The sequence below is a fragment of the Staphylococcus sp. HMSC059F04 genome, assembly GCF_001812565.1.
In the GTDB taxonomy this organism is placed as follows: Bacteria; Bacillota; Bacilli; order Staphylococcales; family Staphylococcaceae; genus Staphylococcus; species Staphylococcus lugdunensis.
Genome location: NZ_KV809464.1, coordinates 73,467 through 96,070, shown reverse-complemented (window position 1 = coordinate 96,070; position 22,604 = coordinate 73,467). Strand labels below are relative to the sequence as shown.

Genomic DNA, 22,604 nt, shown 5'->3' with positions numbered 1-22,604 from the left:
GATTTTTAACTTCAAATCATCTTTGTGCTTTTTTACGCCGTATTTTAAGGCTTTACGTTTCTAGGGTACTGTCTCATCCTTGGTCTTCAACTAGCACTATTCCTTAAAGCATTTTACCAACATACTTTTTAAAAATGGTTCCTTTTGTAACTGAATATTACTTATCATCCATAGTTACTAAATTTTCAAACGCTTCTCTTACTTGAGGAACAGACATCCCTACAACAACTTGGACATTTTTACCGCTTTTAACTAAACCGTGTGCCATTTGATTATGTGTGAAATAAGCACTTTCTTCAACTTTTTCCGGATCATTCACAGTTAAGCGCAATCGCGTTGTACAATTAGTGACATCTTTAATATTTTCTTTGCCACCTAATCCATCCAGATAATAAATTGCTTTTTCTTCGTATTCGTTACCAGCTACTGTCTGTTTACTGTTTGTTGTATTATCCCCTTTTTTATCTTTGTAATCTTTTTTAGAGAATAATTTAACGTCTTCTTCGTCTCTACGCCCTGGTAAAGGAATATCAAATTTTAAAATTAAATATCTAAATAGTACAAAGTAGATACCTACGAATATTAATCCGATAACGACTTGAACTACATATGTCATCCAGTGTTTCTGTCCTAATGGAATCCAGTTTGTGGCTAAGAAATCTAATACACCACCGCCCATATTACCAACAACACCAAATAGATACATCAAAGTATCCATAGTTGCTGCTAATAATGCATGTAGTACAAATAAATATGGTGCGATAAATAAGAAAGTAAATTCTAATGGCTCTGTAATCCCAGCTACAACTGCTGTTAATGTTGCTGGAATAAGTAAAGCAGCTACTTTCTTACGGTTTTTCTTAGGTGTTGTAAAGTACATAGCTAATGCAATCCCCACACAACCGAAAACTTTACCGTTACCTTGAAGCATGAAGCCATAGTGAAATTGTTCTTTCAGTGGTTTACTGTTCTCTGCAAATTGATTTAAATGGTGGAACCATTCTGCCTTAAGTCCATCTTTAGCCACAACTGGTCCAACTTCAATTGGTGCATAAATAAAATGATGTAATCCTGTTGGTATTAACACCCGCTCTAAAAAATGATACAACCATACACCTACGTACCCTGATCCAATAATAAAATGTTGTACAGACTCAATACCACTTTGGATAGTTGGCCATACGATACATGTAATTGCAGCGACAGGCAACATAACAAAAAATGAGATAGTTACAACAAATGTTAGCCCTTGGAACACACCTAACATTTCTGGTAAGCGTTTACTATAGTATCTATTATGTATCCATGTGATTATAGCTGAAATAATAATACCACCAAGAATATTGGTATCTAACGTTTCGATTCCTGCAATAGCTTTTAATCCAGTAACATTTTCAACGCCTTTTTCTAAATTTGCACCAAAGGTATGGGGCCATTGTGTTAAAATCGCATTGATAAATGTATTGAACATAAGGTAGCCCATTAGTGCTGCCAATGCTGCATGGCCCGGTGCTTTTTTAGCGAGCGATAAAGGTAAGCCTACTACAAAGACGATTTCCATATGGTTAAAAATAACCCAACCGCCTGCTTCTATTATTGACCAAAATTTAAACCAAAAAGTATGACTATCCGCTAAACTCCCCATAATTGTTGGATTTTTAAATAATGTAGCAAATCCAAGTACAATCCCAAAAAATGCAAACATCAGCACAGGAACAATCATCGCACTACCAAAGCGTTTTATTGCGTTCATTTTGTACTTCCTCCCTTAACTATGTTCTAAATATGATTTCTCAATCGCCTTAATATCGGTTAAAACGTTTTCAAATAGGTTATATGTTTAATATATAGTAAACGCTTTCATACAAACAATGCAGTTGACCTATTTTGAAAGTATTTTGTATAATCAGATTATGTTTTCATTATATGAAAATTTTTTCATAAGAATTGAGGATTATTTATGTTTTTAGACGAACGAGTAAATAAAAACTTTTCAAAATTAAATGAAAATGACCTGCAAATTGCCCATTATGTCAACGCACATATTGAGGACTGTAAAAATTTAAAAATACAAGAGCTAGCACAATATACGCATGCATCAAATGCTACGATTCACCGCTTCACTCGAAAGCTTGGTTTTGATGGTTATAGTGACTTTAAATCATTTTTGAAATTTGAAACAGAAATACAACAACAACACTCGAGTGATTCTATAGATGCGTTTAAACAAGAAATTGACAATACATTTTCTTATTTAGAACGTATAGACTATGATCTTATAACTGATAAATTAAATGCGGCGTCAACGATTTACTTGTATGGTACTGGTCGTGCTCAAAAAAACGTTGCTGAAGAAGCACAGCGTATCTTATTAACTATGCATCATAGTATTATCGTCTTACACGATGTACATGAACTAAAAATGGTGTTAAATCGCTCTGAAGATAATGATTTATTCTTTATTATTTCATTATCGGGAGAAACCACACAGCTACCTGAAATCACAAACTTACTGCAATTACGCCAAAAATACTTTATCTCAGTCACTACATTAAAAGATAATACGTTAGCACAGAAAGCCAATTACAATGTTTATGTATCAAGTAACACCTTCTATTTATATGATGGTACAGATTATTCTAGTTTTATAAGTTATCACATATTTTTTGAAACATTACTACGTAAATACAACGAGCGTAAAGAAGCACATGAACTAAAATAAGCGAAGTGTCAGTTTCATTGACACTCCGCTTATTTTATTAAGATGATGCTTCAATATAGTCCGCAAGTACTTGATTCATTTTATCAAACATAAGTTCAAAGCCATGAACCGTTGAGTCATGATATTCTTTTTTCTTCTGCTTATATTCGAGATTAGTTAAGCGTCGTTCACGTGCCACTAAAGATTGATAATTAAACAAGAGTTGTGTACCGCCTGTTTCTCGTTCAACAAATTCAACTTCAATCATATCTTCAGCATCGCTAAGCCCTGGCATTCCAATAGTCATTTTAATATATTGGTTCTCTATCAATACTTCAAAAGTTCCTTCTATAACATTTGCTTTGCCATTGCGTTTATCAACAATTCGATATTTACCATTTTCTGCTACGTCGACATCAAATGTTTGATTGGTACGCTGAGACGTCATAAACCATTGTTTAAGTAAAGACGCTGTTGTCCATGCTTGATAAACTAAGGAAGGCGAATATTTTAATAATCGTTCAATATGAATTTGAACATACTCATCTTCTACATTATATTTAGCCACTTTTCCATACACCTACTTTCATACTCAATTCTATTTTAACGTATTTTTAACTCACACCAAAATAGTTGTATCACAAATATATTAATTTACCAAAGTAGATTTTAATACTTTCATATCTCCAAGCACTATTTTGCTTTTAGTTTTGGATATAAAAAGATAATGGACGCTAAGCCACACACACCTAATAATATTGGATAAATACTGTATGGTACAAGTAAAAATGGTGAAATCCCAGCTACTCCAGCTGCCGATATCACTTGTGGACTATAAGGTAATAATCCTTGAAAACAGCTGCCAAATATATCTAATATACTCGCCGACTTTCTAGGATCAACATCGTATTCATCAGCAATACTTTTTGCAAGTGGACCTGACATAATAATAGAAATTGTGTTGTTAGCAGTTGCGATATCAGCAACACTAACTAAACTCGCTATACCAAATTGTGCACCGCGTTTAGATTTCACTTTAGAACGAACAAAATTTAGCAGCCAACTTATGCCGCCATTATGTTCAATTAAACCTACTAGACCACCGATTAAAAGCGCAATCATCGCAATATCTTCCATGCCTATAATCCCTTCTGATATCGCTTTAAGCAAGCCTTTCCATCCAAACGAACCATCTATTAAACCAATGATACCTGATAATGCAGTCCCGCCAATTAAGACAATAATAACGTTAACACCTATCAATGCGAGCACTAGTACCAATACATAAGGGATAACTTTTACTAAATGATAATCGTAATTTTTTGTTGAATCTATCGCTACACCATGTGTTAATAAGAATAGAATTACAATCGTTAGCAATGCACCAGGTAATACAATTTTAAAATTAACTTTAAATTTATCTTTCATATGTGTTTTCTGGGTACGCACTGCAGCAATAGTTGTGTCTGAAATCATTGATAGATTATCACCAAACATAGCACCACCAACAACAGTAGCCATTGCAAGCGCGGTTGGCACATCTGTAGCTTGCGCAAATCCGTATCCTACTGGAGCTATCGCTGCCACTGTGCCAACTGACGTCCCCATTGAAATAGACACGAACATACAAATCACGAACAAGCCCACAATAATTAAGTTTTGCGGAATAAGTGATAAACCTAAATTGACGGTCGATGCAACACCGCCCATTTTTTCAGTGGTTGTCGAAAAAGCACCTGCCAAAATAAAAATAAGCATCATCAAAATAATATTAGAATGTCCGGCACTCTTAGTAAATACTTCAATTTTTTTTGCAAACCGTTCTTTACGGTTCATTAGCAGTGCCACAACGACGGTTACAGTTATAGCTACATTAAGCGGCATGGTAGTGAAATCTCCAGAAATAATCCCCACACCTAAAAATAATAAAACAAATAATAATAGTGGCAACAGTGCCCACGCATGACCATTTTGTTTCTCTTTAGTCATTACTTATCTTCCTTTCCCATATAAAAACACATCGTCATTTCATGGATATTATTCATACATCTATGACATTTAGCGGTATTGAGCAAATATTTTTTCTTCTTCGTCATCTTTATGGGGGCGGAAAATTCAAGCCAAATTTAGCTTGTACCCGCCCCCGCAGTTGTACCACTTATATCATTTCAATTAAAGAAACACAACATAACTTCTGTCAAACTTCTATCATTATATACTTAGGTATCATTTACCGTACTAGAGAAATACCTCGTCGTCAATATAAATATCAAAATCATATGAAATCTTCATGTTCATAATGGTCATTAAAAATAATAAACACAATAACGCCAATAAATAACATGGTGAATGCTAATCCTAATATTACGGTCCAACGATAGAACCCTGAAATTAAAATCGTTACAACACTTACTACCATTACTGTAATAACCAAATATCGTATTTTTAAATATTGTGCTTTAGGTACATGCTTTTTGTGTTTCTGGCTATCCTGACTTAATATGTTACGATTCAAACCAAGTTTTGAATCTAAGAAAAGTGAAATTGCTATCGTAATAACAATTGAGATTAATTGAAAAGCAACGTTTGGATATGGTCCAATAAACACTAGCACAAACGCCAGACCATAACATATTATAGACACTACAGCCATGACTCTATCCCAAAATGGTGTTAACCATATCTGGTCTTGATTAATATGTTTATTCACTTCAAATAATTGCGCAAAAACCACTGTAAGTATTGCTGGTACCGCAAAGAATACTAACATCTTTCTATCCAATTCAAGTATATACATCATCGCACAACCAATTATAAAATAGGTAAATGCAAGTCCTCTAATTAAATTTTCTGCTGACATCTACTCATCCTTTGAATACATTTATAGCTTTATTAATAGCATATAGCTAAATATATTTCTAATTGCAATCAACATAAATAACTCCTTCCAAAGTCTACATTTCCTCCATGTTTACTTTGAAAGGAGCTTACTAAGCTGTTTTCATTTTCTATCTTAGAAAATGAACCAATGCTTAATAATATTAATTAATTTGAATACCACCCGTTACACCGAATACTTGACCTGTTATATAGCTCGCGTCTTCTGAAGCAAGTAACACGTATGTGCCAGCTAATTCAACGGGTTGACCAGCACGTTTTAAAGGCGTTTGTTGACCAAATTCTGGGATTTTTTCTTGCGGTTGTCCACCGGTAATTTGTAATGGTGACCAAAATGGTCCTGGTGCTACACAATTCACTCGTATCCCTTTATCTGCCAATTCTTCAGAGAAACTTTTAGTAAGTGAAATAATTGCTGCTTTAGATGCCGCATAATCATGTAATATTGGACTCGGATTATAACCTTGTACAGAAGAAGTCGTTATAATTGTAGCTCCGGGTTGTAAATAATCTAGCGCTTTCTGTATCGTCCAAAAGACTGGATATACGTTTGTTTCAAATGTCTCTTTCACGTGTTCTGTTGTAAAACCATGAATATCGTCATGATATTGTTGATGTCCAGCAACGAGCGTAATATTATTTAAACTACCTAAAGAATGATACGCTTGTTCGACCAAATCATAATTAAATTGTTCATTTCTGAGGTCTCCCGGCAGAAGAACCGCACGTTGTCCAGCTTTTTCAATTACTTCCTTTACTTCTAACGAATCCTGTTCCTCTCTAGGTAAATAGTTTAACGCAACGTTTGCACCTTCTTTAGCATAAGCAATTGCAGCAGCACGACCAATCGCAGAGTCCGCACCTGTTACAAGCATATTATATCCTTGTAAGCGACCATGCCCCACATATGAAGTTTCGCCACAATCTGGTTCAGGTGTCATCTCTGATTGCAATCCGGGTAACGGTTGTTCTTGTTTTTCGTAAAGACTGTATTTATATTTCGTTCTTGGATCTTTTTGTTCCATAACGGTCATCTCCTAATTAATGAGCTAGTAGTTTTATACCCAAGTTAGATAACACGTTAATCATGAACAATAAAATTTCTTACTCTTCTGCATTAGCTAATAATTGTTGAATCAATGTTATAAAATAGTCAGGTGCTTTTTCTAAAATATGTTCATCTGGATCATATTTAGGATGATGTAGATCATAATCGCTATTAGAACCAATAAATGCAAATACACCAGGTCGTTTATCTAATAAACCGGAAAAATCTTCTCCAATCGTAACGGGCAGTTCCAGAGTTGTGACATCGTAGCCTACTTTTTGAGCTGCTTTTATTGCTTCTAGTGTCAAATGTTCATCATTATACACCGCACCAGGTAATCGTGTGTAATTCAATTCTATCTTAACGTGGAACAAGTTTTCTAAACCAGTCGCAATATCTTGCATTCGTTGCTCAATTTTACTTTGGATTGCTGCATCAAATGTTCTAACGGTACCTTGAACATAAGCATCATCAGGAATAACATTCCATGTGTTACCTGCCGATACTTCACCTATTGTCACAACAGCGCTGTCAAATGCAGAAATATTTCTACTAACTATTGATTGTAAGCTGGTAATCAATTGTCCAAGTACGATAACAGGATCGTTACCTTGCTCTGGCTTAGCTGCATGTGCACCTTTACCAAGTATTTTAAATTCAAAATGGTCTACATTAGATGTCATTGCACCAGATTTAATCGCAAATTGATTAATCCCCAGCGTAGGATAATTGTGAAAACCTAGCACAGCTGATACGTTATTTAAAGCTGAGGTTTGCGCTAAAACTTTAGCACCATAACCCAGTTCTTCAGCAGGTTGGAATAATATCCGTACGGTACCTTGCAAACTTGTTTCGAGTGCTTTTAATTGGACAGCCACTGCCAAAATGGATGCCATGTGAATATCATGTCCACAAGCATGCATCACCCCTTCATTTGTAGAGGTAAACGCATGGTTAACTTGCTCATCAATAGGTAATGCATCAATGTCTGTTCTAACTGCTATACAAGGTAATCCTTGCCCAATTTCAGCTACTAAACCGGTAGCCATTGGTATATCTAAGATGCGGATGTCATATTGCTGTAAAATGCGGCGAATCCGCTTTGTCGTCTCAAATTCATCATTAGAAAGTTCAGGATATTGATGAAACATCCGACGCCAATTAACAATATCATTATAATTAAGCATGTATATCTACGTCCTTTCTAAAAAAGTAAATCACGTCATGGATAATTGTTCCTCACACGGCTCCGATAACTAAATTAAGTGTGATTAAAATTAATATTATAGAAACACCCATTACTATTAACCGAATCATGGGTGCAGCATATGTTTGATTGTTCTGCTATCAAATGTATTTAGAAATATTGTAATTCGTACAGAAGCTAATACTGCCATAATGTTTTGACCATATTGACCAGCCCATTGTGCAATATAAAATAAAAATCGAGATTGTGACATATCTATTGCCCTTATGTATAATAGATTAACACAATTGTCAAATTATTCTAACAAATGATGAGTATCTTACTTTTAAATGTGTAAAATAATGCAAGACTATTACAGTTTGATGATAAATTAATGGAATAATTTATTTCTATCGGCTTAATATGTATAATGTTAAAGAAAGAGATTTGGATGGTTACCCTATTGGAGGTTACATAAATGAAAAACAATAGAATTTCCGGGTTCCAGTGGGCTTTAACAATATTTGTATTCTTTATTGTTACGATGGCACTCACTTTAATCCTTCGAGATTATCAACCTATGTTTGGTGTTAAACCTTTTTTATTTGATGCATCTCGTTTAGCACCTTTTATTTCAGCAGTTATCTGTATTCTAATCTTTAAAAATAAGCGTGCCCAACTTTCCGGGTTAAAATTTACAATTAGTTTAACAGTTATTAATCGTCTGTTATTAGCTCTTATTTTACCTTTAGTTATTTTTATCATCGGTATGGTGATATTTAATACAATGGCGGATAGCTTTATTTTATTACAAGCATCAAATTTATCTGTAACTGTATTAGCCGTATTAATTGGTCATCTAATGATGGCTTTCTTTGCAGAGTTCGGCTTCCGTTCATATTTACAAACAGTTGTAGAATCTAAGGTAAATACGTTTATTGCTTCTATCATTGTAGGTTTAATGTATGCAATTTGGACAATTAATACAACATATAATTTAGAGTATACAGACTATAACTTTTTATATACCTTTGCCTTTTCAATGATTGTTGGTGAGCTGATTCATGATACAAATGGACGTACTATTTATATCGCAACAGCCTTTCACGGTTTGATGACGTTTATTCCTGTCTTTCTATTTAGTGAAGAAACGGGAGACCTTTTCTCAATGAAAGTAATTGCCTTAACAACAGCAGCCGTAGCAATCGTCTATATTATCTTCACTATGATTATCAGATATTTTATTTATCGTACAACAGATCAAAGTCTGGACGAAGTAGATCCCAATAATTATTTAGATCATATTGGAGACGATGATACTGAAGAAACAGCAACTGTTACAACACCAAGTGAAGATTCTGAAAAAGGTACAACCTCATCAGAAATGAAGAACGATATTGAACAGACCCCAACATCAACGCCAACAAGTGAAAATCAATCAGAAGCTAATTATCAACCTGAACAACACGAAGCTGATAATAACTTAGAAACAGCAACCGAAGTTCAGGAAACACCATCTGAACAAACAGCTGATTCTGATAATACTAAACCTGAACAACATAACAATGACACAGACTCTAAATATAATCGACAATCTTCTGTCGTTGCTGATGCGCATCAAGAAATACAAGACGCGCAAAAAGCTTCACCCACAGCAACAGACAAAGAGCAAGACAAGTAACTAAAAACAGGAAGCCAAACACAAACGTTGGCTTCCTGTTTTTTTATTTATTTTTTATTTTAACACCTTGTTGCGTACCAACAATTACTTGATCCGCAATATCTAAAAAGAATCCTGTTTCTAAAACACCCGTAAGATGAATTAAATATTCATGCAATTGATAAGGATCCAATTCTGTTGTCAACTCACAATCAAGAATATAATTCCCATTATCTGTAATAAACGGTACATCGTCACGTATGCGTAATTCCGTACGAATATGACCATAATCTTCTATTTTTGCTTTTATTAATTGCCAATTAAATTTATCTACTTCCACTGGTAATCGAAATGTTTCACCCAAATAATTTACAACTTTCTGTTCGTCAACTAAAACGACAAAGCGTGCTGCTAGTTCATCTATCACCTTTTCTCTGAACAGTGCCCCTCCACCGCCTTTAATCAAATTCAACTGTGGATCTACTTCATCTGCGCCGTCGATTGCTAAATCAATATATGTAATATCATTAATATCGACAATATCAATCTGCTGCTCTTTTGCTAATATGGCCGTTTTATTGGATGTACATACACCTTTAATTGTTAAATGATCACGTTTAATTTTGTCAGCGATTTTAGGAATGAGTAGTTCTATTGTACTACCTGTACCAATGCCTAAAATCATTTCATCCTTGATTTGAGCAACAGCGTCATCAGTTGTTAATAGTTTCAATTGTTTTGTGTCTAGCATCGTAATTGGAACCCCTTCTCTATTGTTGTATTCCCTTTCATTGTACATGACAACTTTTAAAAGATACAGTTGATATATGCAAATTCACTAAAAGCATTGCTACTTTATGAACATTTATAGTAAGCTGTCAATAAAACTTAAAAAGGAGACAAACAATGATACCTGTTGTTGCTATTTCTACTGGTAAAATCCAACACTTGCCTTATAGTACAAAAAAGCCCATGATTTCAGCGTTAGATAAAATACCATTTGCTGGTCGCATGTGGCTATCTACTGAAGGGTTTTCTGAAGATGAACAAGCATACAAAGACCACGGTGGTCCTCATAAAGCAGTTTGCTGTTTTAGTCAATCAAATTACGATATGTATAAAGAAGATTTAGCACAGTTACCTACGCCATGTTCGGGGAAAATGTTACGGTAAAGCATATAGATGAACGAGATGTTTATTTTGGAAACCAATATCGTTTAGGTGAAGCGATATTAGAAGTCTCAGAAATGCGTGAACCTTGCTGGAAAATTCAAGCTAAATATCAAATTCCTGACTTAGTCAAACGCATGACAGCTTCAGGAAAGACAGGATTTTATTTTAGAGTGATACAGGAAGGCTATGTTTCTCAAGAAGATAATCTAGAATTACTTACTCAAGCAAATAAAGCGTCAAGATTATCTGTTTATGAGTTAAATGATATTTATTACAACGATCGAAAAAATATTTCACGTATATCTTATGCTTTAAATAATCCTTATCTATCTCCTAGCAGACGGGAAAAGTTATCTCGCCTATATCATCGTGCCTGTAAATAATATAATTCTATTAAATGAATAAAGAGCATGATAAGTGTCAACTGTTGATGGTTGACACTTATCATGCTCTTTTCTTATTGCTCATTAATTTGATAACTTGTTGTTGAAGAAAATTGTTGGCCAGCTCTTAAAATAGACGGTGCTTGTTGACCAAAATAATTTATATCATTGGGTAAAAATTGTGTTTCTAATGTAAAACCTGAATGCGGTTTATATATATTTAACTGGCTCTCCCAAGTTTCTGGATGATTCATCGTGTATATCACAACATAAGGCATATCTGTATCTATTTGTAATTTGAACTCTCCATTTTCTACAGACAATGTTTGTTCGCTTAGTTCAAATGGATGGTCTAACCCTTGATAACGTTCCATTTGTTGCTTAATATCATCTTGATGCGCCTGAAAAATTTCTTGAAATGTAATATGGTCTGAACCAAATTGAGATGTTAAGTTTATAAGTGTGTCATTCAATAAGAAATGTTGACGGTTTAATAAATACATCTTTAAGTCTTTCGCATGTATTTGATGATTATCAATAACATTGTTATCTCTATTCAAATTAAAGTAGACATGATTCGTTGGATTAAATATAGTTGTAGCCGTCGTTTCAGCTTCATAAGTAATCGTCCAACGATGTTCTATATCATAATGATGTATCACTTTAAGCGCTAATTCTCCTGGATAACCGTCATCACTAGCATTTAATTTTGCCTTGAAAATAACTTTTACATCGCTTATTCCTTCAACGATGTCATAGTCAAATAGGACTTGATCACATCCATTTGAACCACCATGGATATGGTTAAGCCCATCATTTTGTTCAAGTTGATAGCGATCTTGATTAAGCTTAAAAGCGCCTGCCTCAATTCGACCGCTATAACGACCTATTGTTGCACCAAATTTCAATGGATTATTTAGATAAAATTCATCAGCTTCTACACGATTACCTAAGACGATATTATTGTCATGAAATTTCCAAGCGACAATTCTTGCACCATAATTTGAAAAGACGATGCTTGTTTCATTATTGTCAATTTTAATAAGGTCGATACCATGTCTTTGCTTTTCTACTTCAACTATCATAATTACTTACGTCTCCCTCTTAACTATGTCCAACTAAGTGCTGTTAGGCAATGACATCACGCACAGAATACAAATTGTATTTTGTATTAAAATTAAAGCCCGTTAAACAAAGCGGATATATAAATATCTGGGCATCATCCATTTACCTAATGCTGAAAATGATTGATTGTAATACTTAAAACTAAAATTTACAATTATACTGCAACTAAAAAATCAGACTTCTTAAATCATACCCTTAAAATATAACCTAACGAATTAGCCCCATCTTTATCACATAATTCCGTGACTAAGAACATGAGCTATCGTTATCTACTTAGCTTATTATTCATAATTTTACGTTTTCTTTATGGTGAAAAGCCATTATACACTTATACATTGTTACACTTTTTTACTTAATATGCCACAAATTATCGCCAATATTCGCAATTCTTCCATGGTTTTTTAGTAAAAAAATTACAACTTCCTATTCCAAATTTCGATGTAATCACTTACAATTTTTCATAGCCTTTTAAATAAAATGAAATTTTCAGCTTATTAACTATATAACAATATCTCTAAGTATCATTTTCCCAAAATAATGTATCTAACGTTGTGCCCAAAGTTTTAGCTATATTTACACATAGTTTTAATGATGGATTGTATTTGCCATTTTCAATCATATTTATTGTTTGTCTTGACACACCAACAGCTCTAGCTAATTCCAGTTGAGATATTTTAGAATAACCACGATATACTTTTACTTTATTCAAGCGTGTCACCACTTCTTTCACATTAACTCTTAATTAAATCATACGTAAATGACGAACCAAAGTCAAATATATATGACATTTCCAAGGAATAATTCTATTTTTTATTGTGTTTCTATACCAATTCATTTGCTGGCATAAAGTGTCTCTTTTTAAGAACAAAAGATCAAATTCACTGCTAAACTTCGATTTCAATACAATTCTATGACTGACTTTGGTAAAGTTAAAGATATAATACAAATTCACTAAAAGGAGAATGTAATGGATTTCATCGTCCCTAGTACCATAGATACTGCTAAAGCATTATTAGGTGTCAAAGTGATTTATAATGATGATGGCCAAATTTATTCTGGATATATAGTAGAAACAGAAGCTTATTTAGGCTTTGATGATCGTGCAGCACATGGCTTTGGGGGTAAACAAACTCCTAAGGTTACATCCTTATACCAACGTGGTGGCACGATTTATGGACATATCATGCACACCCATTTATTAATTAATTTTGTCACACAACAAGCGGGTGTACCTGAAGGGGTGCTCATACGTGCAATTGAACCTGTCGATGGTATTGAAGCTATGAAAATGAATCGTGGTAAGCACGGCTATGAATTAACAAATGGACCTGGAAAATGGACAAAAGCATTTCATATTCCACGTGCCATTGATGGAACACTATTGAACGTCGGACGCCTATCCATAGACACAAAAAATCGTAAATATCCACGTGAAATTGAAGCAAGTGCACGAATTGGAATACCTAACAAAGGTATATGGACATCAAAACCTCTACGTTATACAGTTAAAGGTAATCCATATGTTTCGAGAATACCTAAAAAGAATATGCGTGCAGCGATAGATACTTGGAAATAGATTTTTTGACATAATAAAGCACCATAGCACACACATACAACATGTAACACACGCTGAAATGAGGTGCTATGGCGCTTTATTTTATATTTTATGATTAATATACATGGCCCCGTATTAATATGGTCTATAAGCCTCTATCTATATCAATATGACGCTGTTCCATCCAAGATAAAAGTTGTTGATCAAAAATAAGTTGTGATTGCTTTAATGCTTCAATGTCTGGCGCATTTAACATCGTCATAATTTGTTGCATTTGGGTTGTAAATTGTGCAACAAAAGTGATCGTTTGTTCCACACCTTCATTTTCAACATGATTTAGAAATGGGCGAGACATCCCTACTGCTTTAGCACCTAATGCCAAACTCTTGATGGCATCTAGTGGCGTTCTTATACCACCGCTAGCAAATATATTGAGTGAAGATTGATATGCTTGGCTTTCAAGCAATGATTCTACCGTGGATTGTCCCCAATTAGCTAAATAATTCATATCTTTATTACTGCGTCGTTCATTTTCTATTGAGACAAAGTTAGTGCCTCCCCTGCCACTTACATCAACGTAAGTCACACCGATGTCTTTTAATGCCTTAAATGTTTCTTTACTGAATCCAAAGCCTACCTCTTTAATGATAACCGGTACCGGAACATGGTTAATCATTTTAGCAATATTATCCATCCAACTTGCGAATGTCCGATTACCTTCTGGCATCACAAGTTCTTGTGGTGCATTGACATGGATTTGTAATGCTTGAGCCTCCATCAATTCAACCGCTTCGACTGCACGCTCAACAGGTACATCAGCCCCAACATTGCTGAAAATGACACCTTCAGGATTTACTTGCCGTGCAATTCGAAATGACTCTATCATATCAGGGTTTCGCAATGCAGCGTGTGTCGATCCCACAGCCATGGCAAGGCCAGTTTCCCGTGCCACAGTAGCCAATTTTTCATTAATTTGTTTCGTCCATTCACTGCCACCAGTCATCGCATTAATATATAGCGGATAATCCAGCTTAAAGTTGGAAGTGTGTGTCGATAAATTCACTTGTGCTACATCAATGTGTGGAATAGAATGATGAACAAAACGCACTCTATCGAAATCTGACGCCGGTGCATCCTGTTGTGCCATAGCAATTTCTACGTGCTCATTTTTTCTTTGTTCTCTTTGAAAATTACTCATTCATTTACCATCCTTTATTAAAGGTTTACCGTACAATATCTATTATTAAAACCAACGTTTTTTTCTAAAAAAGATAATTAATGCAATCGCGATAACTAGCATGACAACTAAACAAATATAATAGCTGTAATGCCATCTTAATTCAGGCATGTTATCAAAGTTCATTCCATAAACACCTGCAATAAAAGTTAATGGAGAAAAGATAACTGATACAAGGGTTAATATTTGCATGATGCTATTCATTCTAAATGATGAATATGATTCATAATTCTCCCTGATTTCATTTGTCATCTCTTGCGATGTACGAATAATATTACTTTGTTTAATCAAATGGTCATCGATATGTTGGATATACATCGAATGCTTGCTATCTACAATTAAATTACCTTCGCTCTTGATTGTTTCCACCAATTCTTGCATTGGAAACATGACTCGTTTAATTTTTATAAGGTCAGATCTTAATTTAAAGACGTTGTCCATCACCTTTTTACTTAAAGCATCATCCACATGCTTATCTTCAAAGTTATAAACCTTTTCTTCAATGTCATACACAAAATCAAAATATTTATCCACCATCATATCTAATATATGAATAACAATATCTGCGCAGTCTAGTTCACCATCATGATGATAAGCATTCCATTTTGCTACCTTCATCAATGATGAAAAATGCTTGTGATGATAGGTCACTAATAAATTATTTTTTAAAAAGACATTGAGTGCACGTGGTGAATAATCATCACTATTGATACTATGAAACACGATATATTGATAGTCGTCGTATGCTTTATATTTCACGCGTGGGACGCCCGTAATTGTATCATCAATTTCTAAATAGTTAAAATCAAAATTTTCACGCAAAAAATCATTCTCTTTGGCAGTTGCATCTTCAAAATCATACCAAACAATCGTTGCATCTCTAGGTACATCTGCAATATCAGGTACTGTTGTCAATGATGTGTGTGGTGTTTGGTATCTAATCGTTATACTCATACATATTTCCTCCCACTTCAGCAACGTTCGTTGTTTATTTTACCATGAATTCAATCATGTGTATGTGCTAATTTTATTTAGTATGATAGAACTAACATAGAAAGATGGAGGATAAGCGATGATATTTACAGTACAAGGCATGGTACAACAATCACAAATTGATCATAATGCACATATGCATGATGCCGATTACAATTATATTTTTAGCGATGCAATCAACCAATTCAATTATACTCACGGATTGTCTCTAGCAGAACGACAAGCGCTGCATTATACAATATTTACTGTCGAAGAACATACAACTTATTTAGCCGAAATGTCGCTAGGAGAACACTATATAATACAACTTTTCATATATAACTATGACGATAAGCGCATACACTTTTTCTTGAAATTAATAAAAGAGAACGGCACTTTGGCAGCGACTAATGAAGTTATGATGCTTGGTATTGATTCAACTACGCGCAAGGCAGCAGCATTCCCAGAACCTTATTTCACAGAAATGACATCATATTACAAGACACAAGACATATCTCAGTGGCCTAAACAATTAGGGCATCAAATCGGAATACCGAATAAAGGATGAACACAATGACAAAATCTAGCATAGAAAAAATAAAATCATATCTCTTAGATTTGCATGATGATTTAAAGCTCAACCTTATAGATATGAATCAAACTAAAGATATGTTTATGAATGGACCTAGTACAGAGTTATTACGTAGAGCACTAAATATGAGCTATTATCAAGGACAAAAGCAGGCACTAGATTGGCTACAGTACAATGTCGAATCTCAAGATTCACATACTTTGATGACGCTAATTGAAGACAAATTACATCTGTTGACTGAACAAGACTCAAAAATAAAAAATTTGGCTATCATGGCTAAAGAATTGCCTGAACAATTGTCACAAGAAGCACATAGAGATGGTCAACGCTCTATTTTAAAGCATATTAAAACACGCATTGACGTTTTTTAAACTAACAATAAAAAAGATAAGCCTATATAGGCCTATCTCAAATCATTATCTATCGTTTGTGCAATTTGTTTCACTACTTTGTGTGATTCATGAATAGGAAATAACGAAAAGTCATGTATCATTTTGGGATATCTAAAGAACTCAATCGGTTGTCGGTGCTCACTTAAATAAAAATCCAAGCGTTCCATATCAGGATAGTAGATTTCCTTTCCTGCACCAAACATAACAATCGGTGGTAAGCCTTCAAGATTGCCATTAATTGGTGATATTTCAGCATTGTTCAAAGGCTTTCCAGCTGCCCACACTGATAAAATATCATGAACACCTTGTCGATTAACAAATTGATCTTGTTGTTGAAGTTTTTCTGTAATTTCTGGGTTACTTAATGTAGCATCCAATAATGGTGACAATAAATACAATTTACGTGGCATTGGCAACTGCTGTTTGATAAGAGATTGGACAAAGCTTAATGCGAGCGCGCCTCCAGTACCATCACCCATAACTACTATATTTTCAGCACCTACTTCATCCACTAATTGTTCATAAACTGCCTGTATCGCTTTAAAAGTATCATCAATATGAAATTCCGGTGCTTTAGGATAAATAGGTAACACGACCTCATATAACGTGGCTAATGTTAATTTATCCATCAAGCGCCAATGAAATGGCGAGGGTTGTAACGTATTGTAACCACCGTGAAGATAAAGGATTTTCTTACCTGTTTCATGTCTAAAATTGAATCGAAATACTTGCATATCATCTAACATTAATTTATCTAAATTTGATTTAACATTTAATGTTGAAGGTTGTTTATGCTTTAAGCGATTAGCATTTCTTCTTTTCTCCATAAATTGATTAAATTGTCCCTCATCCTTAAATTGAATTGAACGATTATGCAGTAAATACTTATTTACCACACGATTCATCATATAAGTTCTCATGTATGTCAACCCCTAAAAATTGCCTGATTTTCTGCAGAATTTAATATTATCGTAATTTTTTTCGTGCTTTTTCAGCGATATAATGTATGATATATATTTGAAATAAGTATTTAAAAAGACCAACTTAGTTATATTTTATTATTATATCAAAGCTAGTATAAAATAATACAACATAGAAAACAATCAAATACTAAAAAGGAGTATCATAATGGAACAATCCCGTTCACAACACCCAACGTATCAACGTACACAATATCAACCAGATTATCAGTTACAAACGACTAAGAAACGTTCTTGGGTTAGTATCATTATTCATTTTATCGTCTTAGTGCTTACCGCCATAAGTGGCTATAGTATGTATAAACAACCTCTTTTTATTTTTGGCTTAAAAGATACAGAAGTAGGTTATACACAGCTCAAAAACTTTAAGCAATCATTATCAAATTTAACTGAATTGAGCATTAACTCGGATCAAGTTACCAAGTTAAATGGACTCGGTTTAAGTGATATAGCCAAACAATTAGAAGCCTTATCCATTAAACCTGAACATATAGAGCAATTAAAGTCAGTGATTGAACAAATAAACATGTTATTCAATATTTTCTTTGGCTTATGCATTTTAAGTTTAATATTAACAATATTAACTTTACTATTTAATCGTACATTGCTTAAATTACTTAACTTTTTGTCTATTGCAAGCATGTTGGCAATAGTCGTATATTTTATGATTGCTATTGATTATTTGGCACAACGTATAGCAAAGTTGTTAAATAATGCTTACGTACAAATCACGCCGGATCAAGTTATCATAGAAGCAGATGCTACACATAATGCCATTATTTTACTTATCTGTTGTTTAGCATTGATATTCTTAAGTTTATTCTTTAGAAGTAAACGTCAAATTAAGCGATTATAAACCTATGATATAGCTACTAAATATGAAAATGAGTGGGTCTGGGACATAAATCTAAGAAAAACAGCAGTAAGATTATTTTCAATTAGAAAATATCTTGCTGCTGTTCTCTATTTTCACAATACTTCGTATTGAATGCTTCGCTTTCCTAGGGTGCCGTCTCAGCCACCCTAACTCGCATTGTTCGTTGACTTTCTTTTGGAAAGGTCTTTTTGTTGGGGCCCCACCCCAACTTGCGTTGTTCGTGGAATTTCTGATCGAAATTCTCTTTGTTGGGGCCCCTATATATGTTCTTTGGACATCATTTTGTCGTGTTCTGCGTCTGCTTTTTTTCTTGCTTTTTAGGAATAGGCTTAGGATGAATGCGAGTATGCTAAGTGCTGTTGCAATCCAGAATGCGTCGTTGATTCCATCTACGGATGATATTTTTTGGACGAACATAGATAGTACTTTCATTGCGCCTTGTTCTCCTCCGTATTGTGTTGCAAGTTCACGCATATGGTCTTGAACAACAGGATTTGTTTTGTCTAATTCTGTAGAAAATGCATTAAAATGTTGCGTTGTTTGGGTAGTCATAACAGTGACTAATATCGCTGTTCCGATTGATCCAGCCAATTGACGCATCGTATTTAAAAATGCATTCCCATGTGAAATGAGACGTGGTGGTAACGCATTAATTGCCGCAGTCATCAATGGCATCATTACAAATGCCATACCAAATGAGCGGATAATGTAAATGCTCATAATATGCATATAAGGTGTATCTAAATTAAGTTTTGTTAATTCATACGTACCATAAGTCATCACTGCAATACCAAATAAAGCTAACGGTTTAAGACCTACTGTATCAAGCAATTTACCAGCTACTGGACCTAAAGCACCCATCACAAGCGCACCAGGTAACATAAGTAATCCTGAATCTAAAGCTGAGAAACCACGTAAGTTTTGTAAATAAATCGGTAATAAAATCATACCACCAAATAAACTCATCATGACTACCATATTGATAATTGTAGTCAATGTATACGTTGATGATTTCAAAACTTCAAGATTTAACATCGGTGCTTTCATTGTTAATTCACGAATAACAAATAACGTAATAAATACTGCACCAAGAATAAACATCACGATGATTTCTGTTGAGCCCCAGCCTTTGTTACCAGCTTCACTGAAGCCGTATAATAAGGCACCGAAACCAATTGTACTGTATACAACACCTTGATAATCGGCTTTAGGATTTGTTGTGCGTTGATATAATCTAAACCAAATAAACCCTATGATAATAGCAATTAATCCTAGAATGAACATACCGTAAAACATCACATTCCAGTGATAGTTTTGAACGATATAACCAGAAAGTGTTGGACCGATTGCAGGAGCTAAAATCATGGCAATCCCCATTGTACCCATGGCTACACCACGGCGTTCAGGTGGGAAAATTGTCACAATAACGTTAGATCCAAGTGGCATTAATATACCAGCACCAATGGCTTGCAATACACGTCCTGTCATCATAATTGGGAAGTTTGTAGAAATCGCACAAACTAATGAACCCAGTGTAAATAATGTAAGCGCGATAATAAATAATTTACGATAAGAATATTTATTGAATAAAAACGCACTGATAGGTATCAAGATACCATTTACTAACATAAATCCTGTCATCAACCATTGACCAGTTGATGCTGAAATGTTGAATTCAGTATTAATACGCGGTAATGCCACGTTTAATAATGTTTGGTTTAAGATAGCAATAAACATACCAAATAACATCGCTGCTATAATTTGAGCACGTGTAACATTTTTGCCAAAGACAAAATCTTCATTTTGATTCTTGATTTGTTCATTGACACGTCCTTCTACAGAGTTCGGATTAATAGCATCATGTGCATCATCTCCTTGATTGACACCATGTGATGTTTCATCAGCGTGTTGTAGCTTATCAGACGTATCTCCTGTTTCTGTCGTTGCAATGTGTTCTGTTGTATCATTGAATTGATGTTTACGTTTATCATCTTCAATGTCATTTGACTTACTTTGATTAAACCCATTTTTAGACATTTCTTCTTTGTCTAAATCACTTATTTTAAATTTAGATTGTTGACTCTTAGAATCTTGTAGATTGCGTTGTTCCTTGAATTGCCCTTTATTTTTATTCTTTTTGCGTGATTTAACCACGAAAAAGTTAATAAGGCCAATAAATATGAGCGCTACAACAATATAACCAATAATGAAGGTCGTAGTCATATTTTGACCCCCTTAGTTTTTATGAATTTTAACTTCAGCGTTCATACCAGGAACAACATCTTTTGATGGTGTAGAATCAAGAGAAATTTTTACAGGAACGACTTGAGATACTTTCGTGTAGTTACCGTCACTATTAGAAGATGGCATTAATGAGAAGCTATTTGCTGTTGCTTGACCAACATGTTCAACTTTACCACTCACTGTTGTACCTTGCGCATCAATTGTAACATCTACGTCGTTACCTTTCTCAATACTGCTGACGTCTTTTTCATCAACATTCGCAGTAATATATAATTCATCTAAATTGTATGCATAAGCGATTGGATTTCCAGCTTGTGCCATAGAACCTTCAGCACCATCTGTTTTTACGATTGTACCGTTTTGTGGCATTTTGATATCCATTGATTGTGTATCGCCACTTTCGCTTTTCCCAACGACTGTAGCTACTTTGTCACCTTTACTTAGCTTGTCCCCTTCTTTAGCATCAAATGATTTAATTTGACCTGATGTTGGACTTGCAATTTTAATTTGTTTACCGTCAACTTTAGCATTATCAGTCGTTACATAGCTTGTCGCATTGTTATAAAAATGGAAGCCAATGATACCAATAACTGCTAAAACAACGATTGTAATCACATTGATTAAAATCAATTTTTTCATCTAAACATTTCCTCCTATTTGCTTTTAAAATTCACTTTATCTATTATAGAGACATCAGCAGTAAAAAAACACCAACACATCTAACAAAATTGTTGGTTTTTCGTAACAAAACAAATACAGGTGACTTTACAAATGAAAAATCGTGCGAAATATAGAATTATTTTTAATTTTGTCCATCTACTTGAACAATATCCTTTTGAAGCTATTACTACAAAATTAATTTGTGCACATAGCAATGTAAACCGTTCAACATTTTACGCTAACTTTAAAGATAAATATGATTTATATGATATTATTCAAAATTACCATAAAAAGAAATACATCAATTTGTTAGACACATTGTACAATGACTTTGAAGATGTTAAATCAAACAATATGAAGATTCATAAATTCTTTGTGATTGTCTTAAAGTACATACAACGTAAAAAAGCTTTCTTTCATGCCGTATTCATTACCCATCCCAATCGTGAAATTGCCATCGAATACTTCCAGCTCACAAAAGTGAAGTATGAAAAGATTTTAACAGACTATAATACAACGATTGAGAATAAAAGTGCATTTGTTACTTATACGTTAGGTGGACAAACTGCTATTTTGTTAAGTTGGCTGAAAGACGGTTGTCAAGAAAGTCCACATAAAATTGCTGATATTCTACTTGCTAATACGATTAAATTACAACGCTAGTATACGCAAATATGGGTCAGAATCGTAATTATAAGAATACAGTCTGAGTTATAAGTTCTAAAATAAAAACCATCCGTATTTTGGATGGCTAAACAGTATTGGGACGCTGACTCGCAATGAAACAGTGCTCATAGAAGACGATAGGTTTAGGCGACATTTTGAAAAACATACGCATAAAAAATTCGTCCAAAAAGTCATAAATTTTGTTATATTTAACATTCGTCAGAGTCTGGGACATAATTATATTTTAGGCTCTGA

The 22,604-nt window shown here is 34.1% G+C and carries 21 protein-coding genes and 2 pseudogenes; 8 read left to right on the top strand and 15 right to left on the bottom strand.

Annotation, left to right across the window (positions count from 1 at the left end; all coding sequences use genetic code 11):
• Window positions 1–157 precede the first annotated feature (157 nt).
• Window positions 158–1,753: an alpha-glucoside-specific PTS transporter subunit IIBC gene (locus tag HMPREF2864_RS03125; protein ID WP_002478790.1), complete on the bottom strand. Its 1,596-nt coding sequence runs from the start codon at window positions 1,751–1,753 to the stop codon at window positions 158–160.
• A gap of 207 nt (window positions 1,754–1,960) precedes the next feature.
• Between HMPREF2864_RS03125 and HMPREF2864_RS03120 the strand changes: the two genes are divergently transcribed.
• The gene (locus tag HMPREF2864_RS03120; RefSeq protein ID WP_002460141.1) at window positions 1,961–2,722 is read left to right on the top strand and encodes a MurR/RpiR family transcriptional regulator; all 762 of its coding nucleotides are present in this window, start codon (window positions 1,961–1,963) and stop codon (window positions 2,720–2,722) included.
• 37 nt (window positions 2,723–2,759) lie between these two features.
• On the opposite strand, the gene HMPREF2864_RS03115 is transcribed toward HMPREF2864_RS03120, so the two are convergent.
• The 6 genes from HMPREF2864_RS03115 to HMPREF2864_RS12280 form a co-directional block, all read right to left on the bottom strand.
• Window positions 2,760–3,269 (bottom strand): SRPBCC family protein, encoded by a 510-nt coding sequence (locus tag HMPREF2864_RS03115; protein ID WP_002492215.1) that lies wholly within the window; start codon window positions 3,267–3,269, stop codon window positions 2,760–2,762.
• A gap of 125 nt (window positions 3,270–3,394) precedes the next feature.
• Window positions 3,395–4,690, bottom strand: a complete 1,296-nt coding sequence (locus HMPREF2864_RS03110) for a Na+/H+ antiporter NhaC family protein (RefSeq protein ID WP_002460143.1) — start codon at window positions 4,688–4,690, stop codon at window positions 3,395–3,397.
• A 286-nt stretch (window positions 4,691–4,976) separates the two neighbouring features.
• The gene (locus HMPREF2864_RS03105) at window positions 4,977–5,561 is read right to left on the bottom strand and encodes a hypothetical protein (protein WP_002460144.1); all 585 of its coding nucleotides are present in this window, start codon (window positions 5,559–5,561) and stop codon (window positions 4,977–4,979) included.
• A 181-nt stretch (window positions 5,562–5,742) separates the two neighbouring features.
• Window positions 5,743–6,624 (bottom strand): SDR family oxidoreductase, encoded by an 882-nt coding sequence (locus tag HMPREF2864_RS03100; protein ID WP_070545001.1) that lies wholly within the window; start codon window positions 6,622–6,624, stop codon window positions 5,743–5,745.
• A gap of 79 nt (window positions 6,625–6,703) precedes the next feature.
• Window positions 6,704–7,834: an amidohydrolase gene (locus tag HMPREF2864_RS03095; RefSeq protein ID WP_070545000.1), complete on the bottom strand. Its 1,131-nt coding sequence runs from the start codon at window positions 7,832–7,834 to the stop codon at window positions 6,704–6,706.
• A gap of 126 nt (window positions 7,835–7,960) precedes the next feature.
• On the bottom strand, window positions 7,961–8,107 hold the full coding sequence (locus HMPREF2864_RS12280; RefSeq protein WP_237449019.1) for a hypothetical protein: 147 nt from the start codon (window positions 8,105–8,107) through the stop codon (window positions 7,961–7,963).
• A gap of 204 nt (window positions 8,108–8,311) precedes the next feature.
• On the opposite strand from HMPREF2864_RS12280, the gene HMPREF2864_RS03085 reads away from it, so the two are divergent.
• Complete coding sequence (locus tag HMPREF2864_RS03085; RefSeq protein ID WP_070572108.1) at window positions 8,312–9,514, top strand: peptidoglycan release complex CPBP-like subunit SdpC; 1,203 nt, start codon at window positions 8,312–8,314, stop codon at window positions 9,512–9,514.
• 43 nt (window positions 9,515–9,557) lie between these two features.
• On the opposite strand, the gene HMPREF2864_RS03080 is transcribed toward HMPREF2864_RS03085, so the two are convergent.
• Complete coding sequence (locus tag HMPREF2864_RS03080) at window positions 9,558–10,244, bottom strand: ribose 5-phosphate isomerase A (RefSeq protein WP_002478782.1); 687 nt, start codon at window positions 10,242–10,244, stop codon at window positions 9,558–9,560.
• A gap of 155 nt (window positions 10,245–10,399) precedes the next feature.
• Between HMPREF2864_RS03080 and HMPREF2864_RS03075 the strand changes: the two are divergent.
• A pseudogene (locus HMPREF2864_RS03075) lies at window positions 10,400–11,049 on the top strand (MOSC domain-containing protein).
• A 74-nt stretch (window positions 11,050–11,123) separates the two neighbouring features.
• Here the strand turns inward: HMPREF2864_RS03075 and HMPREF2864_RS03070 are convergent.
• Together HMPREF2864_RS03070 and HMPREF2864_RS03065 are read right to left on the bottom strand one after the other, a co-directional pair.
• Window positions 11,124–12,134 (bottom strand): aldose epimerase family protein, encoded by a 1,011-nt coding sequence (locus HMPREF2864_RS03070; RefSeq protein ID WP_070544998.1) that lies wholly within the window; start codon window positions 12,132–12,134, stop codon window positions 11,124–11,126.
• 554 nt (window positions 12,135–12,688) lie between these two features.
• Complete coding sequence (locus HMPREF2864_RS03065) at window positions 12,689–12,904, bottom strand: helix-turn-helix transcriptional regulator (protein ID WP_002460156.1); 216 nt, start codon at window positions 12,902–12,904, stop codon at window positions 12,689–12,691.
• Between the two features lie 237 nt (window positions 12,905–13,141).
• Here HMPREF2864_RS03065 and HMPREF2864_RS03060 point away from each other — a divergent pair, with 237 nt between their 5' ends.
• Window positions 13,142–13,750: a DNA-3-methyladenine glycosylase gene (locus tag HMPREF2864_RS03060; protein WP_060795225.1), complete on the top strand. Its 609-nt coding sequence runs from the start codon at window positions 13,142–13,144 to the stop codon at window positions 13,748–13,750.
• 124 nt (window positions 13,751–13,874) lie between these two features.
• Here HMPREF2864_RS03060 and fni read toward each other — a convergent pair whose 3' ends face one another.
• On the bottom strand, window positions 13,875–14,927 hold the full coding sequence (gene fni / locus HMPREF2864_RS03055; RefSeq protein WP_002460158.1) for a type 2 isopentenyl-diphosphate Delta-isomerase: 1,053 nt from the start codon (window positions 14,925–14,927) through the stop codon (window positions 13,875–13,877).
• 45 nt (window positions 14,928–14,972) lie between these two features.
• Window positions 14,973–15,920, bottom strand: coding sequence for a magnesium/cobalt transporter CorA (gene corA, locus HMPREF2864_RS03050; protein ID WP_070544997.1), 948 nt, complete (start codon window positions 15,918–15,920; stop codon window positions 14,973–14,975).
• A gap of 118 nt (window positions 15,921–16,038) precedes the next feature.
• On the opposite strand from corA, the gene HMPREF2864_RS03045 reads away from it, so the two are divergent.
• Both HMPREF2864_RS03045 and HMPREF2864_RS03040 read left to right on the top strand, forming a co-directional pair.
• Window positions 16,039–16,506 carry a thioesterase family protein gene (locus HMPREF2864_RS03045; protein WP_002478777.1) on the top strand — a complete coding sequence of 156 codons (468 nt, stop codon included), beginning with the start codon at window positions 16,039–16,041 and terminating at the stop codon, window positions 16,504–16,506.
• Window positions 16,507–16,511: 5 nt separating this feature from the next.
• On the top strand, window positions 16,512–16,901 hold the full coding sequence (locus HMPREF2864_RS03040; RefSeq protein ID WP_070544996.1) for a hypothetical protein: 390 nt from the start codon (window positions 16,512–16,514) through the stop codon (window positions 16,899–16,901).
• Between the two features lie 32 nt (window positions 16,902–16,933).
• Here the strand turns inward: HMPREF2864_RS03040 and HMPREF2864_RS03035 are convergent, their stop codons facing one another.
• The gene (locus tag HMPREF2864_RS03035) at window positions 16,934–17,842 is read right to left on the bottom strand and encodes an alpha/beta hydrolase fold domain-containing protein (protein ID WP_002460162.1); all 909 of its coding nucleotides are present in this window, start codon (window positions 17,840–17,842) and stop codon (window positions 16,934–16,936) included.
• A gap of 208 nt (window positions 17,843–18,050) precedes the next feature.
• Here HMPREF2864_RS03035 and HMPREF2864_RS03030 point away from each other — a divergent pair, with 208 nt between their 5' ends.
• A complete protein-coding gene (locus HMPREF2864_RS03030; RefSeq protein ID WP_002460164.1) occupies window positions 18,051–18,758 on the top strand; it encodes a hypothetical protein in 708 nt (235 codons plus the stop codon).
• Window positions 18,759–19,043: 285 nt separating this feature from the next.
• Here HMPREF2864_RS03030 and HMPREF2864_RS03025 read toward each other — a convergent pair.
• Window positions 19,044–21,002: pseudogene (locus HMPREF2864_RS03025) on the bottom strand (DHA2 family efflux MFS transporter permease subunit); the annotation flags it as partial.
• A gap of 12 nt (window positions 21,003–21,014) precedes the next feature.
• A complete protein-coding gene (locus tag HMPREF2864_RS03020) occupies window positions 21,015–21,662 on the bottom strand; it encodes an HlyD family secretion protein (RefSeq protein WP_002460169.1) in 648 nt (215 codons plus the stop codon).
• A 132-nt stretch (window positions 21,663–21,794) separates the two neighbouring features.
• Between HMPREF2864_RS03020 and HMPREF2864_RS03015 the strand changes: the two genes are divergently transcribed.
• Window positions 21,795–22,346, top strand: coding sequence for a TetR/AcrR family transcriptional regulator (locus tag HMPREF2864_RS03015; RefSeq protein ID WP_002478772.1), 552 nt, complete (start codon window positions 21,795–21,797; stop codon window positions 22,344–22,346).
• The last annotated feature ends 258 nt before the right edge of the window (window positions 22,347–22,604 follow it).

Excerpts from the sequence above, each read along its gene's own strand:
- HMPREF2864_RS03125 (WP_002478790.1), bottom strand. The coding sequence starts at position 1,753 with ATGAACGCAATAAAACGCTTTGGTAGTGCGATGATTGTTCCTGTGCTG.
- HMPREF2864_RS03120 (WP_002460141.1), top strand. The coding sequence starts at position 1,961 with ATGTTTTTAGACGAACGAGTAAATAAAAACTTTTCAAAATTAAATGAA.
- HMPREF2864_RS03110 (WP_002460143.1), bottom strand. The coding sequence starts at position 4,690 with ATGACTAAAGAGAAACAAAATGGTCATGCGTGGGCACTGTTGCCACTA.
- HMPREF2864_RS03105 (WP_002460144.1), bottom strand. The coding sequence starts at position 5,561 with ATGTCAGCAGAAAATTTAATTAGAGGACTTGCATTTACCTATTTTATA.
- HMPREF2864_RS03100 (WP_070545001.1), bottom strand. The coding sequence starts at position 6,624 with ATGGAACAAAAAGATCCAAGAACGAAATATAAATACAGTCTTTACGAA.
- HMPREF2864_RS03095 (WP_070545000.1), bottom strand. The coding sequence starts at position 7,834 with ATGCTTAATTATAATGATATTGTTAATTGGCGTCGGATGTTTCATCAA.
- HMPREF2864_RS12280 (WP_237449019.1), bottom strand. The coding sequence starts at position 8,107 with ATGTCACAATCTCGATTTTTATTTTATATTGCACAATGGGCTGGTCAA.
- HMPREF2864_RS03085 (WP_070572108.1), top strand. The coding sequence starts at position 8,312 with ATGAAAAACAATAGAATTTCCGGGTTCCAGTGGGCTTTAACAATATTT.
- HMPREF2864_RS03080 (WP_002478782.1), bottom strand. The coding sequence starts at position 10,244 with ATGCTAGACACAAAACAATTGAAACTATTAACAACTGATGACGCTGTT.
- HMPREF2864_RS03070 (WP_070544998.1), bottom strand. The coding sequence starts at position 12,134 with ATGATAGTTGAAGTAGAAAAGCAAAGACATGGTATCGACCTTATTAAA.
- HMPREF2864_RS03060 (WP_060795225.1), top strand. The coding sequence starts at position 13,142 with ATGGATTTCATCGTCCCTAGTACCATAGATACTGCTAAAGCATTATTA.
- fni (WP_002460158.1), bottom strand. The coding sequence starts at position 14,927 with ATGAGTAATTTTCAAAGAGAACAAAGAAAAAATGAGCACGTAGAAATT.
- corA (WP_070544997.1), bottom strand. The coding sequence starts at position 15,920 with ATGAGTATAACGATTAGATACCAAACACCACACACATCATTGACAACA.
- HMPREF2864_RS03045 (WP_002478777.1), top strand. The coding sequence starts at position 16,039 with ATGATATTTACAGTACAAGGCATGGTACAACAATCACAAATTGATCAT.
- HMPREF2864_RS03040 (WP_070544996.1), top strand. The coding sequence starts at position 16,512 with ATGACAAAATCTAGCATAGAAAAAATAAAATCATATCTCTTAGATTTG.
- HMPREF2864_RS03035 (WP_002460162.1), bottom strand. The coding sequence starts at position 17,842 with ATGAGAACTTATATGATGAATCGTGTGGTAAATAAGTATTTACTGCAT.
- HMPREF2864_RS03030 (WP_002460164.1), top strand. The coding sequence starts at position 18,051 with ATGGAACAATCCCGTTCACAACACCCAACGTATCAACGTACACAATAT.
- HMPREF2864_RS03020 (WP_002460169.1), bottom strand. The coding sequence starts at position 21,662 with ATGAAAAAATTGATTTTAATCAATGTGATTACAATCGTTGTTTTAGCA.
- HMPREF2864_RS03015 (WP_002478772.1), top strand. The coding sequence starts at position 21,795 with ATGAAAAATCGTGCGAAATATAGAATTATTTTTAATTTTGTCCATCTA.